Below are 13,982 nucleotides of genomic sequence, written 5' to 3'. Positions count from 1 at the left end.
TCACAACTCTACGGATACATCCGCGTCTTGGACCACGGCTGGCCGGCCGCGTCACGGCGAAATTCGATGCGGTCGTGCAAGCGGAACGGGCGGTCATGCCAGAACTCGATGCGCGACGGGGTGACGCGCCAGCCGCTCCAGCCGGGCGGCCGCGGCACCTCGCCGATGACGTATTTGGCGGCGACCTTAGCAATCGCCTGCTCGAAGGCGAAGCGGCTCTCCAGCGCTTGCGACTGCTTGCTCGCCCAGGCGCCGATCTGCGCCTGCTTGGGGCGGGTGGCGAAATAGGCGTCGGCCTCGGCGTCGGTGACGGGCGACACGTTGCCGCGGATGCGCACCTGACGGCGCAGCGACTTCCAGTGAAAAAGTAACGCCGCCTTAGGATTTGCGGCGAGTTCGCGGCCCTTTTGGCTGGCGATGTGGCTGTAGAAGACGAATCCGTCGGAATCGAAGCCCTTCATCAGCACCATACGCACGTCCGGCAGCCCGTCCGAATCGACGGTCGCGAGCGCCATGGCGTTCGGATCGTTCGGTTCGCTCTTGATCGCCTCGTTCAACCAGGCCTCGAACAGCGCAAACGGTTCCTCGGCAGCGGTGAAATCACCGGATGTTAAGGGTGTCTGGTGTTTCATCGAGGTCGTGTCGGTCATGTCTGGAGTCCGAGTTGCGTACCGCGGCCCAAAGCGCGCTGTTGTCCACTATCGCCTTATATAGGGCATGGGGACGCGTTGGCCTATCGGCGATCCGGCCCTCCGGCCTCGTCATGACGATGATTCTGATCGGGCTCGGCACCGGCGGCTGCAGCTTCTCGCGCAACGACGGCTCGCAGCTTGCCAAGGGACTTGAGAAGGGACCGATGGCCAAGATGGACGACGGCGACGTCACCGCGTCCATCCCGGAAAAAGAGGCGCCCCCGACCGACAGCGACCTGGCCTTTACCCGCAACGCCGCCTCCGACGTCCTGAGCAAGGGCGACAAGGATTCCAGCCAGCATTGGGAGAATCCGGAGACCGGGGCGCGCGGCTCGGTGACCCCGATCGCGCAGTCCTATGCCGCCGAGGATGGCCGCAAATGCCGGGATTTCCTGGCGAGCTACGTCAACGGCCGCACCGAAAGCTGGCTCCAAGGCGCCGGCTGCCAAGCTGGCCATGGCCGCTGGGAGATTCATACGCTAAAGCCGTGGCGTAGCTAGTTTAGCCCCGAAGGCTAGTTGCAAAAATGCCACGGCAACCCCAGATGAAGCCAAGGGTGGGGCGGGGAGCCCCTTTGGAACAATCGATTTCCCTGAAGGAGACGTGACGGATGCGCGACCCCTATGAGGTCTTGGGGGTGCCGCGGAGCGCCAGCGCTGCCGCGATCAAAAGCGCCTATCGCAAGCTCGCCAAGAAGCATCATCCCGACAGCAACAAGAACGATCCGAAGGCGGCCGAGCGCTTCGCCGAGCTCAACACGGCCAACGAGATCCTCGGCGACGAGGACAAGCGCAAGCAGTTCGACCGGGGCGAGATCGATGCTGACGGCAAGCCGCGCTTCCAGGGTTTTCCGGGCGGCGGTTCGCGCGGGCGTGCAGGCCCAGGCGGGTTCGAGAGCTATACGTTCCGCTCCGGCGGCGCCGGCCCCGGTGGCGGCGGCGCGTTCGAGGACATTCTCAACAGCATGTTTGGCGGCGGAGCGCGCGGTGGGCGTACTGGCGCCGGCGGTCCCCACTTCGAGTTTGACACCGGGGGGATCGGGGTCGATCTCGACCTGAACGTCGCCATGACCGTCTCTCTGGAAGAGGCGGTTCAGGGCGGCGAGAAGCGCGTCCGGCTGCCGACCGGCAAGGAGCTCAACGTCAAGCTTCCGGCCGGCGTCACCAGCGGCCAGCAGATCCGGCTGAAGGGGCAGGGCGAGACCGCGCCCGGTCACCCGCCCGGCGACCTCCTGATCACGATCACGGTTGGCCCGCATCCCTTCTTCAAGGTCGATGGCGCCGACTTGCGGATCGACTTGCCGATCACGCTTTACGAGGCCGTGCTCGGCGGCAAGGTCCGCGTGCCGACGCTGGGCAACGCGGTGGAGCTGACGATCCCGAAAAACACCTCGTCGGGCCGCACCTTCCGCCTCAAGGGCAAGGGCCTGCCGAAGACCGGCGGGACCGGCGACCTCTTCGTTACCATCAGGATTATGCTACCGGACGGGAACGATGCCGAGCTTGAGGCATTGATGGAAAAGTGGCGGGACCAACACCCCTACAATCCGCGTAGCGGGCTCGGATAGGCACGAGCTGCGGCTACCTCAGGGCATTTCCAGCAGGTGAATGCTCAACGAACGCCTGGAGCGCGATGGCGCTTCGACGCTATCGTGTCCGGCGTGTCGGCTGCTTGGCCAGATCGGCTTGGCAGTCGCCGATAAGGTGCGGCCTCGAGAGGGGGACCAGCGCGGTACCAAAAACCCCAATCGAGGCCGCCCGCGTCGATCGGCGGATCGAACGCTGCTCATTTTCGCGTGATCATCCGGTGCGATAATGAGACGCGTCCATGACGTGATTCCAAATTTTCAATGACCGAATCTGGGCGGCGTGATCGCGCGGTTGTCTAGATGCCGTTTTTCTCCGCCTGGTCGTAGACGGCGCGCGCCACCTTGGTGAGCCGGTCGCGATCTCCGCCGCCGCTCACGACATAGCCGACGCCGCGGTCGGTCCAGAACAGAGCGCTGTCCTTATCCGTCGTCGCGTAGCGCATCTGCGTTTCGCCGCTTTCGGTCTTGGCGGTGTAGATCGTGAAGCGCTCGCCCGAGGCGCCCTCATACATCAGGAAGGACGCAGGCCCGTTCGGCCCCGGCAGCAGCCTGCCGCCAACGAGCTTCAGCCCGCTCGCCTCCAGATCGGGTGCGAACACGGTCCAGCCGCAGCGCTTGGTCAGCCAGGCCTGGAGATGGGCGCGCTCATTGCCGGGCACCTCGACGGGATGCCGGACCTCGACGACATAGAGGCGGTGGGCGTCGAGCGCATCGACGGTGAAGGCCTGGAAGACCGACGGCTTGCTGGCGGCGCCATGCGCCACCCAGCCGGTCGCGCCGCCGGCGACGAAGGCGACCAGGGCGGCGGCAGCCGCGCCGTAAATCCATTGCCGCGGCCGGCGCACCAGCCGCTCGATCTCGAGCCGCTTCGGTACCGGCTCCTGCGCGATTGCATCGTAGCGGGCGTGCAGCAGCTCGGCCATGGTCCGCCAGGACTGCACCCGCTCGGCCTCCTCGGGATGGGCGGCAAGCCAGGCCTCGACGTCGGCCCGGCGCTCGGCCGGCAGCTCGCCGTCGACATAGGCGTGCAATTCGTCTTCGGTGACTGAAATCTTGCGGTCGTCGGTCATCGCGGTCGTCTCTGGCTCGTCGGCCCAAATTCTCGTCTGCGGCTCAAATCCGTTGGTCCCTTGTCGGTGCACAGGACCTGCACCATGCCTTGCATGAACCCTGCCATCATTTCACCCGTTTCAGCGCCGGGCGCGTTCCTTCGAGCGCCGCCTTGATGTGGGCCCGGGCGCGCGCGAGCCGCGACATCACGGTGCCGATCGGCACGCCCTGGATGTCGGCGACCTCGCGATAGCTCAGTCCCTCCAGCATCACGAGCAGCAGCACCGAGCGCTGCTCCTCGACCAGCGTTGCCAGCGCCTTTTCGATGTCGCGTCCTTCCGCCTCGGTGCCGCTGGCGTCGGGATTGTTCTCCGACAGCGGCATGAATTGCGGGCGCCGCGCCAGCGACCGGCGGCGGTTCTTGTTGAGGTTGGTCAGGATCGTGTAGAGCCAGCTCCTGACGTCGCCGCCGAGAAACAACCGTTCAGAGCGCAACGCGCGCACCAGCGTGTCCTGCACCAGATCGTCGGCGACGTCGGCGTCGCGCGCCAGCGCACGCGCATAGCGGCGCAGTGCCGGGATCATGGCCTCCACACTCTGGCGAAACGCACTCATGCCGCCTCGATTCGACTGGTTCGGCGCGAGCGCCTTACCCATCATAACCCCTGAATGGAACGGCTATTCCGGCACCCGAAACAGCGTTAACGCCGCGGATTAGGACTGTACCGCAATGGAGGGCTGGTGTACCTCCAGAGCTGAAAAATCCGGCACGATTGGACAGAGAGATGGCGCAGAATTCCGGTCTGATGCAAGGCAAGCGCGGGGTCGTCCTCGGCGTTGCCAACAACCGCTCGATCGCCTGGGGCATCGCCAAGGCATGCCACGCGGCAGGCGCCGAACTCGCCTTCACCTATCAGGGCGATGCGCTCAAGAAGCGCGTCGAGCCGCTCGCCGCCGAGATCGGCGGCCTCGTGCTCGGTCATTGCGACGTCACCGATGCTGCGACGATCGACGCTGCGTTCGCGGTGTTGAAGGAGAAGTGGGGCAAGATCGACTTCTTGGTGCATGCGATCGCCTATGGCGAGCAGCTCGAGGGCCGCTATGTCGACACCACGCAGGAAAACTTCACCAAGTCGATGCTGATCTCCTGCTATTCGTTCACGGCGGTGGCACAGCGCGCCGAGAAGCTGATGACCGATGGCGGCTCGCTCATCACGCTCTCTTATTACGGCGCCGAAAAGTGGATGCCGCATTACAACATCATGGGCGTGGCAAAGGCGGCGCTGGAAGCCAGCGTCCGCTATCTCGCCGCCGATCTCGGCGAGAAGAACATCCGCGTCAACGCGATCTCGGCAGGCCCGATCAAGACGCTCGCGGCCTCCGGCATCGGCGATTTCCGCTATATTCTGAAGTGGAACGAATACAACGCGCCGCTGCGGCGCAACGTCTCGACCGAGGACGTTGGTGGCAGCGCGCTGTATTTCTTGTCCGACCTGTCGCGCGGCGTCACCGGCGAGGTGCATCACGTCGATTCCGGCTATCACGTGCTTGGCATGAAGCGGCCGGAGGCGCCTGATATCTCGCTCGGCGGGAAGGACTGATCTTCAGCTTCCGAAAATGCCCGCGCCAACGATCTATTATCTTCGCCACGGCGAAACCGAGTGGAATGCGCTCGGCCGGCTGCAGGGCACCAGGGACATCGCGCTGAATGCGCGCGGCCGCGCGCAGGCGGTTCAGGCCGCCGGCATTCTCGCCGATCTGTTCGCGCGCGATGGCCGCGCCAAGACTTCGCTGCCTTATGTGTCGAGCCCGCTCGGCCGCGCGCGCCAGACCATGGAGATCGTGCGTGGCAAGCTCGAGCTGCCGGTCGCCGATTATGCGCTCGACGATCGCCTGCGCGAAATCGGCTATGGCGCGTGGGAAGGGCTGACGCTGGCCGAAAGCGACGCGGCCGATCCGGACGTGTACGCCCGGCGCTTGGCCGACAAGTGGACGGTGGCGCCTGCGGGCGGCGAGACCTATGCCGATGTGCAGGTCCGCATGCGCGACTGGTACAATTCGCTGCACGGCGACACGGTCGCGGTCGCCCATGGCGGCACCGCGCGGGCCCTGATGGTCTCGCTCGGCCTGGAGACGCCGGCCAGCGCCGCCGAGCTCTATATCGAGCAGGGGACCGTTTACGTATTCCGCGACGGCCGCCTGGCGAAGTATAGTTAACCCAATGCACCGTCATTCCGGGGCGCCCGAAGGGCGAACCCGGAATCTCGAGATTCCGGGTTCGGTGCTGCGCGTCGCCCCGGAATGACGATGTACTTGTTTGACCGCCGTGCGCCTGCGCGTTACCACACGCCGGAACCGAGCTAGCGAGCAAAAATGTCCTTCAACACCTTCGGCCATATGTTCCGCGTCACCACGTTCGGCGAGAGCCATGGGGTGGCGATCGGCTGCGTGGTCGACGGCTGTCCGCCGCTGATCCCGCTCACCGAGGCCGACATTCAGCGCGACCTCGATCGCCGCCGTCCCGGCCAGTCGCGCTTCACCACCCAGCGCCAGGAGCCGGACCAGGTCAAAATCCTCTCCGGCGTGATGGCCCATCCCGAAACCGGCGTGCAGGTCACGACGGGCACGCCGATCGGGCTGTTGATCGAGAACACCGACCAGCGCTCGAAGGACTATTCCGAGATCAAGGACAAGTTCCGCCCAGGTCACGCCGACTTCACCTATGAGGCGAAGTATGGCCTGCGCGACTATCGCGGCGGCGGGCGCTCCTCGGCGCGCGAGACCGCGATGCGCGTCGCGGCCGGTGCCATCGCGCGAAAGGTGATCCCCGACGTGAAGGTGCGCGGCGCGCTGGTGCAGATCGGCCCGCACAAGATCGATCGCGACAAATGGGACTGGGACGAGATCGCCAACAATCCGTTCTTCTGCCCGGACAAGGACAAGGCCGCGTTCTTCGAAACCTATCTCGACGGCATCCGCAAAAGCGGCTCGTCGATCGGCGCTGTCATCGAGGTGGTGGCCGAGGGCGTGCCGGCCGGCTTGGGCGCACCGATCTATGCAAAGCTCGATTCCGATCTCGCTGGCGCGATGATGACCATCAACGCGGTGAAGGGTGTCGAGATCGGCGCCGGTTTTGGTGCGGCCGAACTCACCGGCGAGGAGAATGCCGACGAGATGCGGACCGGCAATGACGGCACGCGCTTCCTGTCCAACCATGCCGGCGGCGTCCTGGGTGGCATCTCCACCGGGCAACCGGTGGTGGTGCGCTTTGCCGTAAAGCCGACCTCATCGATCCTGCAGCCGCGCCTGACCGTCGACCGCAAGGGCGCCGACACCGAGATCATGACCAAGGGCCGCCACGACCCCTGCGTCGGCATCCGTGCGGTGCCGGTCGGCGAGGCCATGATGGCCTGTGTGCTGGCCGACCACTTTTTGCGCGACCGCGGGCAGGTCGGGCGTTAGCGTCGCGATACTAACCTTCGGCATGGCTTGACGGGCCGAACCGTTCGCCCACAAATTGTGTGGCCATGAAGACAGCCGATATAGACGCTCTGACCGACTGGCTGATCGACGGCGCGCGCTCGGCCGCGACGCCGAGCGACATGATGGCCGAGTGTTGCGAGCGCCTGGTCGCGGCCGGGCTGCCGCTGTGGCGGGTCGGCGTCTTCATCCGCACGCTGCATCCCGAAATCTTCGGCCGCAACTTCATCTGGAAGCAGGGCGCGGCCGAGGTCGAGGTCGGCACGGTCGATTTCGAAATCCAGGAGACGCCTGAGTTCAAGCGAAGCCCGCTGAGCCTCGTGTTCAATCAGGGGCTCGAGGTCCGGGGCGATCCCAACGGGCTCGACGTCGAACGTTTTCCGTTTCTCCATGATCTGCGCAACGAGGGCGCCACCGACTATCTCGCGCTGCCGCTGCGCTTTCTCGACGACACCGTCAATGCGATGACCTGGACGACCAAGCGTCCCGGCGGCTTCAGCGATGAGCACGTCGCGGTGATGCGCGCGATCGCAAAACCCCTAACGCGCATGACGGAGATCATCACGCTCCGCCGCACGGCGACGATGCTGCTCGACACCTATGTCGGCAACCGCGCCGGCGAGCGCATCATGGGCGGCCAGATCCGCCGTGGCCACAACGATACCATGCAGGCCGCGATCTGGCTCTCTGACCTGCGCGGCTTCACCGCGTTGTCGGATCGGCTGCCGGCCGAGACGGTCGTCCAGATCCTCAATCACTATTTCGACTGCCAGGTCGCCGCGATCCGGGCGCATGGCGGCGAAGTCCTGAAATTCATGGGCGACGGCCTGCTCGCCGTGTTCCCGATCAACGAGTATGTCGGCGACGCAGGCCAGGTCTGTGCCCGGGTGCTCGAGGCCGCGCGCGAATCCCGCGCCAGCGTCGAGACACTCAGCTTCCCCGTCGGTGACGCGATCGAGCGCTTCCGCTTCGGCGTCGCCCTGCATGTCGGCCACATCCTCTACGGCAATATCGGCGGCGGCAACCGGCTCGACTTCACCTGCATCGGCCGCGCCGTCAACCTCGCGGCACGGCTGGAGAAGATCACGGGCCGGTTCGGCCGCACCATCGTGGCGTCCAAAAATTTTGTCAGCGTCTGCAACGTCGGCTGGACCGAGCTCGGTGAATTCCCGATCGCGGGGTTTTCGGAAGCCCAGCGCGTCTATGGGTTGGCCGAGGAGATGCCGGTCATGATGGCCTAACGCGTCTGGCGTATAGCCTTCATGTGCGGGCATGATGGCTTGCAGCGCAGGCCTGCGTTACCATCGATCAACAACGGGAGTGAAGCGATGGAATATCGACGCTTGGGTTCGTCAGGGCTTTCGGTTCCGGCCTTGAGTCTCGGCACCGGCACATTTGGCGGTGTTGGCCGGCTTGCAGCCTGGGGCACGACCGATGCGACCGAAGCGCGGCGCCTCCTCGATATCTGCCTCGATGCCGGCGTGTCGATGTTTGACACCGCCAATGTCTATTCGCTTGGCGAATCCGAGCGCGTGCTCGGCGAGGCGATCAAGGGACGGCGCGACAAGGTTCTGATCTCGACCAAGGCGACATTCCGCTTCGGCGACGGGCCCAATGACGTCGGCTCGTCGCGGCAAAATCTACTTTCGGCCATCGACGGCTCGCTTCGGAGGCTCGGGACCGGCTATATCGACTTGTTCCAGCTCCACGGCTTCGATGCCATGACGCCGCCCGAGGAGGTGCTCGCGACCCTCGATGGCCTCGTGCGCGCCGGCAAGATCCGCTATGTGGGCGTTTCGAACTTCTCGGGCTGGCACCTCATGAAGTCGCTCGCCATTGCCGACAGATACGGCTATCCGCGCTACGTCGCCAACCAGACCTATTATTCGTTGATCGGGCGCGACTACGAATGGGAGCTGATGCCGCTTGGTCTCGACCAGGGTCTTGGCGCGGTCGTGTGGTCGCCGCTCGGCTGGGGGCGTCTGACCGGAAAAATCCGTCGCGGTCAGCCGCGCCCCGAAGTCAGCCGCCTGCCCAAGACCGCCGAGTTCGGCCCGCCCGTTCCGGACGAGCACGTCTATCGCGTCGTTGATGCGATCGACGAGGTCGCGAAAGAAACGGGCAAGAGCGTATCGCAGATCGCGTTGAATTGGCTGCTGCAGCGCCCGACGGTCTCGACACTCATTATTGGCGCCCGCAACGAGGCCCAGCTCCGCGAAAATCTCGGCGCGGTCGGCTGGTCACTGACCAAGGATCAGATTGCCAAGCTGGATGCAGCCAGCAAGGTGACGCTGCCTTATCCGTACTGGCACCAGCGGGTGACGTTCAGCGATCGCAATCCGCCGCCGGTCTAGGGCGCCGTGCGGCTCCGCGTTATCATTGCGGTCGTCGTCATTTCGGATTGGTCGGCCTGTCAGGCACGAACGACTTGTCGATGATCTTGTCTGCGTCGACCTCGGCGTCGACCATCTTCTGCGCCTTGAACCAGGCGATCTGCCGCGCGATATCGGCGCTGTCGAGCGCGGGGTCGACCACGGCGAGTCCCAGCCGCAACGCCTCGATCTTCTGCTCGGTGTATCTGGAAACGATCGCGAGGATCGCGTCGCCCTCGTCGCTGCGGACGAACTTGCCGTCGCCGTCGCGCTTGAGCAGCACGCGGGCATACTCCTCGGCACCGCGCCGGTAGACCGCGAGCACCTTCTCGATCAGCTTGCGGTTCTTGTCGATCGTGGCGGTCGAGGCCACGACACAGCCGAGCATCCACGGCGTTTCGTCGCCGACGAAGCCGAGCACGAAGGCGTCGCCCGAGGCGATCACCGGGCTGATCGTGGTCGTGGCGGTCAGCGCGGCGTCGAGCTGGCCGCCCTTGATGGCGGCGGCGACATTGGGCAGCGATTGCAGCGGCACGACCTTGACCGAGCCGATGTCGAATTTCAGCTTGTCGGCGATCAGGCCGAGCGAATAGTGGAAGGTCGAGCCGACCTGCGTGATGCCGACGGAATGTCCGGGCAGGTCCTTGAGCGTCTTCAGGCCGGCCTCATGGGCGCGCTTGGAGGCGACGTAAGCCGTGTTCTGGAAGCCGGGTGCTTCGCGCGCTGTGCCGGCGATGACCTTCAGCCCGCCCTTGCCGGCGAGATTGTAGAAGGCGGCGGTAAAGCCGGTGAAGCCGATATCGATATCGCCGGAAACCGCGGCCACCGCGATCGGCACCGCCGCGTCAAAAAACTTGAAATCGACGTCGATGCCTTCCTGCTCGAAATAGCCGCGGTCCTTGGCGAGGTACAACGGCGCGGCCGAGGAGAGTTTTAACAGCCCGATGCGCACCTTGTCGGCGGCCTGCGCGCCGTTCGCCAAAGACATGAGTGTTGCTAAGGCCAAGACCCCCGCGAAGACCAGCCGGCCCCTCATCGCGAGGCCTTTCTCCGTTGCGCCCATCCCGTCGTTTCCCGCTTCTTTTGCCTCCCGGCTGATGCCGGCTTGGCTACATTCTCCGTGATCCCGCAGCCGAATGCAAAGCGCGAAAACGTCGGGCGGCTATTCCTGCGGTGAAGGCATTGGGCTAGTCGGCGCGGACGTAGGACTGCCTCAGGCCGAGGGTCAGGATCGTCAGGGTGAGCCACAGCCGGAGCATCGCAAAGGAGAAGATGAAGCAGAAATAGATCAGGTTCTTGGTGAACTGGCTGGCGGCAGAGGTCTGCCAGAAGTTCCAGATGGCGCTGCGAACCAGCTCCTGTCCGAAGCCGAGCGCGATGTTGAGCAGGCCGAGCACGACCACGGCGGCGCCGAGCCAGAGCCCGCGCCGTCCGAACTCTGCGATTGCGGCGAACAGCGCAATCTGGCCATTGCTGCGCTCGGCACGGACGATCATGAGCAGCACGAGTGTGGCGATCGACGCGCTCCAGAAGCGGCCGAGATGCGTGAACTGGTCGAAGGCCACGCCGTCGAGCCCGGACATCAGGTGCCGCGCGGAGGTGGTCCGGCCGACCAAGTCGACGCCGATCGTCGCTGCAATCATCAGAAGCGCAATCCGCCAGAAGATCGCAAGGGAGAGCTTGAACTGCTCGCCCATGGTCAGTTCGCCGAGCGACGACTGGCCGCCGGCAACCTCGATCGACCGCTGCGCGGTGGCAAAGAAGGCCAGCAGGATCGAGAGATCGGAGACGATGGTCGCCGGCAGCGCCACGCCGCCGCCGAAGGCGATCACCCGCATGGCTGCGGCCAGGATCAGCCAGGGCAGGGCGTGCAGCAGCTTGAAGGGGCCGAACGAGGTCTCGGGGCGGGCGGGCTGGAGCTCGAGTTGCTTGCGCAGTGCGATTGTCATCGCACGGTCGTGCCACACGAGATTAAACCAGAGGTAGCGGCGATCGCTAAAATTGCGCGCATGCGCCGTCGTCTTGCCGCCGCGCCGCTATTCCTCCGGCTCAGTGGTAAACAAGAGCGGATAGCCCTTGGCGCGGCCGGCGTCGGTGGCACGCGTCGCCTTGGTCTCGGCGACGTCCTTGGTGAAGACGGCGACCACACAGGCGCCGAGCTTATGCGCTGTTATCATCACCTTGTAGGCCTGGTCCTCTGTCATGCGGAACTCGGCCTTCAGCACCATGGTAACGAATTCACGTGGCGTGTAGTCGTCGTTGATCAGGATGACCTTGTGCAGCCGCGGCCGTTCGACCTTGGTCTTCGTCCTGGTTTTACGCTTGGTGACGGTCTCGCTCATTCCGCCTCCTGAAACACCACCGGTTCAGCCGCAGCGCTCAGCCAGCGGCCTTCTCACCATATTGCAGGACCTGGACCTTCTCCAAGGTGATCAGCCCGCTCGACATCATGCCGTCCAGGATGGGCAGGAATGCATTGATGTTGTCCTCGCTGTCCACGATCTCGATCAGGAGCGGCAAATCCTCCGACAGCCGCAGGATCTTTGAGGTGTGCAGCCGGCTCGACTTGCCAAAACCCATGGGGCCGCGCAGCACGGTGGCGCCGGCGAGATGCTGCTCGCGCGCCTTGATCACGATCGCTTCATAGAGCGGCTTGCCGTCGAAATGATCGCTCTCGCCGATGAAGATCCGCAGCGACACGGCCTGACTGGGAATCTGCATGATCAACTCCTCTTCAAGCGATTGTAGCGGGCCGCCATCATGTGGCCGAGCCACACCGACACCAGCCAACAGATCAGCGATGCGCCGATATAGGCGAGCGCAGTGTACTTCATGCCGGTGTGGAACAGGCGGAAGGTTTCCAGGCTGAAGGTCGAGAAGGTGGTGTAGCCGCCGCAGAAGCCGGTCATGACGAACTGCCGGTGCTCGGGCCGCGCCAGCACGCGCCCGTCCGGGCCGGTCAGCGTCGCGTAGAAACCGATGATCAGCGAGCCGAGCGCGTTGATGAACAGCGTGTTCCAGGGGAAGCCGGGCCCGGTGTCGAGCGCGAGCCCGGTGAGGTAGCGTGCAAGCCCGCCGACAATGCTGCCGGCGGCCACCCACGCATAGAGCACGGCGCTGCGCCAGCGATCAGCGGAGGAGAGGGCGGTCATCGCGTTCTAGCCCCCAAGACTGTCGGCGAGGAGGAAGCCGCAACTGACCGCGGCAAGGCACAATCCGACCGAGGCGAGGATGTTGCCGACCGCGTGGAGCTGCTCGCCGGTGCGCGCGAGCGTCAGTGTTTGCAGGCTGAACGAGGACACGGTGGTGTAGCAGCCGAGGAGGCCGGTCACCGCGAACAGCCACGGATTGGGCGCGGCAAACAGCGAGCCGGGATGGGTGGCGAGCGCGCCGAAGACGCCGATGATGAACGCCCCGGTGACGTTGATGGTGAGCGTCCCCCAGGGAAAGGTCTCGCCCATCCGGCGGGCAATGGCGCCGGAGATGAAATAGCGCGCGCATCCGCCGAGCACGCTGCCGATCATGATCGCGATCAATCCGCTCAGCACGTCCCGATATCTCCCATTATTGCTTCTCCGCCGCGCTGGCGGCTTGCGTGATTCCATTGCCGATCGCAAGCAGCCCGGCGAGGGAGACCAGCGCAAAGCCGAGCCCCGCGAGGAATGTGACGGCCGGGCCAAAATTGTCCCACAGCGCACCCGCAATGATGCTCGCCGCGAGCATTGCAATCCCGGTGAACAGGTTGAAATAGCCGAACGCGGTGCCGCGCAGGCTGGGCGGCGCGCTGTCGGCGACCAGCGCGGCGAACAGACCCTGCGTCAGCCCCATGTGCAAGCCCCACAGCACGACCCCGAGAGCGAGGCCGGCAAGGCTCGGCAGCAGCGCCAGCGCCAGATCGGCGCCCGCGAGGAACACCAGGCCAAGGGCGAGCAGCCCGGTCCGGTTGATCCGGTCGGAGAGCACGCCGGCCGGATAGGCCGACAGGGCGTAGACGATGTTCATCAGCACCAGCACGGCCGGCACCCACATCGCGTTGAGCCCGATGTTCTGCGCCCGCAGGATCAGGAAGGCTTCGCTGAAGCGCGCCAACGTGAAGACGATGCCGACGGCCACGATGCGCCAATAGACCGCGCCGAGCTGCCGCATCGCGGCGAAGTTGAGCGGGTTTCCCGTTGCCTCCTGCCCGGCTGCCGGCTCGGGCTCGCTGACCGCGAACGCGATCAGGGCGAAGGACAGGAACGCCGGCAGCACCGCGACCCAGAACACGGCCGTGAAATTGTCTGATGTCCACCACATCAGGAGAATGGCGAGCAGCGGCCCGACGAAGGCGCCGATCGTGTCGAGCGACTGGCGGAGCCCAAAGCTTGCGCCGCGCAGCCCTGCGGGCGCGATGTCCGCGATCAGCGCATCGCGCGGTGCGCCGCGGATGCCCTTGCCGACGCGGTCGATGAAGCGCGCCGCCACCAGCCAGCCTGCGCTGGGCGCGAGCGGAAACAGCGGCTTTGTCAGCGCCGCGAGACCGTAGCCTAGCGCCGCCAGCACCTTGCGCTTGCCCAGCCAATCCGACAGCGCACCCGAGAAGATCTTTGTGATCGAGGCGGTTGCCTCCGCAATGCCCTCGATGAAGCCGACGGTGAGCGTCGAGGTGCCGAGCACGGTGACGAGATAGACCGGGAGCAGGGCGTGAATCATCTCGGAGGAGATATCCATCAGCATCGAGACGAAGCCGAGCACCCAGATCCCCTTGGGGATCCGGGCGCGGGATGGATTTGGCTCGGTCGTCGTCACGTCTTGCATCTC

17 protein-coding genes are annotated in these 13,982 nt (G+C 65.1%); 7 read left to right on the top strand and 10 right to left on the bottom strand.

Annotation, left to right across the window (positions count from 1 at the left end):
• Positions 1–8: 8 nt before the first annotated feature.
• A complete protein-coding gene (gene pdxH, locus JQ632_RS05770; RefSeq protein WP_212401318.1) occupies positions 9–650 on the bottom strand; it encodes a pyridoxamine 5'-phosphate oxidase in 642 nt (213 codons plus the stop codon).
• 113 nt (positions 651–763) lie between these two features.
• Between pdxH and JQ632_RS05765 the strand changes: the two genes are divergently transcribed.
• Together JQ632_RS05765 and JQ632_RS05760 are read left to right on the top strand one after the other, a co-directional pair.
• Positions 764–1,192 carry an RT0821/Lpp0805 family surface protein gene (locus JQ632_RS05765; RefSeq protein WP_212401317.1) on the top strand — a complete coding sequence of 143 codons (429 nt, stop codon included), beginning with the start codon at positions 764–766 and terminating at the stop codon, positions 1,190–1,192.
• A gap of 110 nt (positions 1,193–1,302) precedes the next feature.
• Positions 1,303–2,259, top strand: a complete 957-nt coding sequence (locus JQ632_RS05760; RefSeq protein ID WP_212401316.1) for a DnaJ C-terminal domain-containing protein — start codon at positions 1,303–1,305, stop codon at positions 2,257–2,259.
• Between the two features lie 317 nt (positions 2,260–2,576).
• On the opposite strand, the gene JQ632_RS05755 is transcribed toward JQ632_RS05760, so the two are convergent.
• Positions 2,577–3,350 carry an anti-sigma factor gene (locus JQ632_RS05755; RefSeq protein WP_212401315.1) on the bottom strand — a complete coding sequence of 258 codons (774 nt, stop codon included), beginning with the start codon at positions 3,348–3,350 and terminating at the stop codon, positions 2,577–2,579.
• 106 nt (positions 3,351–3,456) lie between these two features.
• A complete protein-coding gene (locus tag JQ632_RS05750; RefSeq protein ID WP_212401314.1) occupies positions 3,457–3,945 on the bottom strand; it encodes an RNA polymerase sigma factor in 489 nt (162 codons plus the stop codon).
• Positions 3,946–4,115: 170 nt separating this feature from the next.
• Here JQ632_RS05750 and fabI point away from each other — a divergent pair, with 170 nt between their 5' ends.
• From fabI to JQ632_RS05725, 5 genes are all read left to right on the top strand, one after another.
• Complete coding sequence (fabI, locus tag JQ632_RS05745; protein WP_212401313.1) at positions 4,116–4,931, top strand: enoyl-ACP reductase FabI; 816 nt, start codon at positions 4,116–4,118, stop codon at positions 4,929–4,931.
• A 16-nt stretch (positions 4,932–4,947) separates the two neighbouring features.
• The gene (locus JQ632_RS05740; RefSeq protein WP_212401312.1) at positions 4,948–5,547 is read left to right on the top strand and encodes a histidine phosphatase family protein; all 600 of its coding nucleotides are present in this window, start codon (positions 4,948–4,950) and stop codon (positions 5,545–5,547) included.
• Positions 5,548–5,703: 156 nt separating this feature from the next.
• Positions 5,704–6,792 carry a chorismate synthase gene (aroC, locus tag JQ632_RS05735; protein WP_212401311.1) on the top strand — a complete coding sequence of 363 codons (1,089 nt, stop codon included), beginning with the start codon at positions 5,704–5,706 and terminating at the stop codon, positions 6,790–6,792.
• A 65-nt stretch (positions 6,793–6,857) separates the two neighbouring features.
• On the top strand, positions 6,858–8,051 hold the full coding sequence (locus JQ632_RS05730; protein WP_212401310.1) for an adenylate/guanylate cyclase domain-containing protein: 1,194 nt from the start codon (positions 6,858–6,860) through the stop codon (positions 8,049–8,051).
• Between the two features lie 87 nt (positions 8,052–8,138).
• Entirely contained in the window at positions 8,139–9,164 is a 1,026-nt protein-coding gene (locus tag JQ632_RS05725; protein ID WP_212401309.1) for an aldo/keto reductase, read from the top strand.
• 37 nt (positions 9,165–9,201) lie between these two features.
• Here the strand turns inward: JQ632_RS05725 and JQ632_RS05720 are convergent, their stop codons facing one another.
• The 7 genes from JQ632_RS05720 to JQ632_RS05690 all read right to left on the bottom strand — a co-directional run bounded on the left by JQ632_RS05720 (position 9,202) and on the right by JQ632_RS05690 (position 13,979).
• Positions 9,202–10,170 carry an ABC transporter substrate-binding protein gene (locus JQ632_RS05720; RefSeq protein WP_249151435.1) on the bottom strand — a complete coding sequence of 323 codons (969 nt, stop codon included), beginning with the start codon at positions 10,168–10,170 and terminating at the stop codon, positions 9,202–9,204.
• Positions 10,171–10,369: 199 nt separating this feature from the next.
• Positions 10,370–11,131 carry a hypothetical protein gene (locus JQ632_RS05715; RefSeq protein ID WP_212401307.1) on the bottom strand — a complete coding sequence of 254 codons (762 nt, stop codon included), beginning with the start codon at positions 11,129–11,131 and terminating at the stop codon, positions 10,370–10,372.
• An 87-nt stretch (positions 11,132–11,218) separates the two neighbouring features.
• Positions 11,219–11,524, bottom strand: coding sequence for an ATP-dependent Clp protease adapter ClpS (gene clpS, locus JQ632_RS05710; RefSeq protein ID WP_212401306.1), 306 nt, complete (start codon positions 11,522–11,524; stop codon positions 11,219–11,221).
• 37 nt (positions 11,525–11,561) lie between these two features.
• Positions 11,562–11,903, bottom strand: a complete 342-nt coding sequence (locus JQ632_RS05705) for a DUF190 domain-containing protein (protein WP_212401305.1) — start codon at positions 11,901–11,903, stop codon at positions 11,562–11,564.
• A 2-nt stretch (positions 11,904–11,905) separates the two neighbouring features.
• Entirely contained in the window at positions 11,906–12,334 is a 429-nt protein-coding gene (crcB, locus tag JQ632_RS05700) for a fluoride efflux transporter CrcB (RefSeq protein WP_212401304.1), read from the bottom strand.
• A 6-nt stretch (positions 12,335–12,340) separates the two neighbouring features.
• Positions 12,341–12,787 (bottom strand): fluoride efflux transporter CrcB, encoded by a 447-nt coding sequence (gene crcB, locus JQ632_RS05695; protein WP_212401303.1) that lies wholly within the window; start codon positions 12,785–12,787, stop codon positions 12,341–12,343.
• Positions 12,747–13,979, bottom strand: a complete 1,233-nt coding sequence (locus JQ632_RS05690; protein ID WP_212401302.1) for an MFS transporter — start codon at positions 13,977–13,979, stop codon at positions 12,747–12,749. Before JQ632_RS05690 ends, crcB (JQ632_RS05695) begins: the two co-directional genes overlap by 41 nt.
• Positions 13,980–13,982 lie beyond the last annotated feature (3 nt).

The organism is Bradyrhizobium liaoningense, assembly GCF_018130955.1.
GTDB classification, from domain to species: domain Bacteria; phylum Pseudomonadota; class Alphaproteobacteria; order Rhizobiales; family Xanthobacteraceae; genus Bradyrhizobium; species Bradyrhizobium liaoningense_C.
This window is presented reverse-complemented; position numbering and strand designations above follow the sequence as displayed.

What these genes read in the sequence shown, in the direction of transcription:
- pdxH (WP_212401318.1), bottom strand. Translation starts at nt 650, where the DNA reads ATGACCGACACGACCTCGATGAAACACCAGACACCCTTAACATCCGGT.
- JQ632_RS05765 (WP_212401317.1), top strand. Translation starts at nt 764, where the DNA reads ATGACGATGATTCTGATCGGGCTCGGCACCGGCGGCTGCAGCTTCTCG.
- JQ632_RS05760 (WP_212401316.1), top strand. Translation starts at nt 1,303, where the DNA reads ATGCGCGACCCCTATGAGGTCTTGGGGGTGCCGCGGAGCGCCAGCGCT.
- JQ632_RS05755 (WP_212401315.1), bottom strand. Translation starts at nt 3,350, where the DNA reads ATGACCGACGACCGCAAGATTTCAGTCACCGAAGACGAATTGCACGCC.
- JQ632_RS05750 (WP_212401314.1), bottom strand. Translation starts at nt 3,945, where the DNA reads ATGAGTGCGTTTCGCCAGAGTGTGGAGGCCATGATCCCGGCACTGCGC.
- fabI (WP_212401313.1), top strand. Translation starts at nt 4,116, where the DNA reads ATGGCGCAGAATTCCGGTCTGATGCAAGGCAAGCGCGGGGTCGTCCTC.
- JQ632_RS05740 (WP_212401312.1), top strand. Translation starts at nt 4,948, where the DNA reads ATGCCCGCGCCAACGATCTATTATCTTCGCCACGGCGAAACCGAGTGG.
- aroC (WP_212401311.1), top strand. Translation starts at nt 5,704, where the DNA reads ATGTCCTTCAACACCTTCGGCCATATGTTCCGCGTCACCACGTTCGGC.
- JQ632_RS05730 (WP_212401310.1), top strand. Translation starts at nt 6,858, where the DNA reads ATGAAGACAGCCGATATAGACGCTCTGACCGACTGGCTGATCGACGGC.
- JQ632_RS05725 (WP_212401309.1), top strand. Translation starts at nt 8,139, where the DNA reads ATGGAATATCGACGCTTGGGTTCGTCAGGGCTTTCGGTTCCGGCCTTG.
- JQ632_RS05720 (WP_249151435.1), bottom strand. Translation starts at nt 10,170, where the DNA reads ATGTCTTTGGCGAACGGCGCGCAGGCCGCCGACAAGGTGCGCATCGGG.
- JQ632_RS05715 (WP_212401307.1), bottom strand. Translation starts at nt 11,131, where the DNA reads ATGACAATCGCACTGCGCAAGCAACTCGAGCTCCAGCCCGCCCGCCCC.
- clpS (WP_212401306.1), bottom strand. Translation starts at nt 11,524, where the DNA reads ATGAGCGAGACCGTCACCAAGCGTAAAACCAGGACGAAGACCAAGGTC.
- JQ632_RS05705 (WP_212401305.1), bottom strand. Translation starts at nt 11,903, where the DNA reads ATGCAGATTCCCAGTCAGGCCGTGTCGCTGCGGATCTTCATCGGCGAG.
- crcB (WP_212401304.1), bottom strand. Translation starts at nt 12,334, where the DNA reads ATGACCGCCCTCTCCTCCGCTGATCGCTGGCGCAGCGCCGTGCTCTAT.
- crcB (WP_212401303.1), bottom strand. Translation starts at nt 12,787, where the DNA reads ATGGAATCACGCAAGCCGCCAGCGCGGCGGAGAAGCAATAATGGGAGA.
- JQ632_RS05690 (WP_212401302.1), bottom strand. Translation starts at nt 13,979, where the DNA reads ATGCAAGACGTGACGACGACCGAGCCAAATCCATCCCGCGCCCGGATC.